The organism is Thermococcus sp. ES12, assembly GCF_012027515.1.
Lineage (GTDB): Archaea > Methanobacteriota_B > Thermococci > Thermococcales > Thermococcaceae > Thermococcus > Thermococcus barossii.
Window position 1 is genome coordinate 1 of sequence record NZ_SNUP01000021.1, and the last position, 543, is coordinate 543.

At 37.4% G+C, this 543-nt stretch carries 1 protein-coding gene; it reads left to right on the forward strand.

The features are described 5' to 3' along the window. Positions 1–40: 40 nt before the first annotated feature. A partial coding sequence (locus tag E3E37_RS10790; protein ID WP_167717346.1) for an EamA family transporter occupies positions 41–543 on the forward strand: 503 nt, incomplete at its 3' end.

The following is a 543-nucleotide window of genomic DNA, read 5'->3' on the forward strand; positions in this document are numbered from 1 at the left end:
CAGACTTCCAGTAGGACCAGAAATTTAAGGAGGTAACGACTTGAAACGAGGTTATTTTCTAGTTTTTTTAGCTGCAAGTATGTGGGGCACTCTTGGAATTTTTGCAAAGTTGCTTTACCAGTTTAATTTGGATCCATTTACTATAACCTTTTACCGAGCATTGATAGCCTTCTCCCTCCTCCTAGTATACAACTATTCAAATGGTTTCCAAATAAAGCGGTACAGACTGCCATTCTATGCATTCTACGGTTTTTTTGCGGTGTTTCTATTTTACATTCTATACTTTTATACAGTAAAGATTTCCTCTGTATCTTTTGCAGTCCTCCTTCTTTATTCCGCTCCCATTTATTCAACCATCTTAGGATATCTCCTATTTAAAGAGAAGATAACCACAACAAAACTTTTAGCGCTACTCATGGCAATATTTGGCATCCTCTTAGTTGTGAATCTTGATCATTGGAATGGTAACAAGATCGCTACAGTATTAGGCCTGCTCTCTGGGTTAACGTATGCACTTTATGGCATTTTGGCTAAAATTGCTGT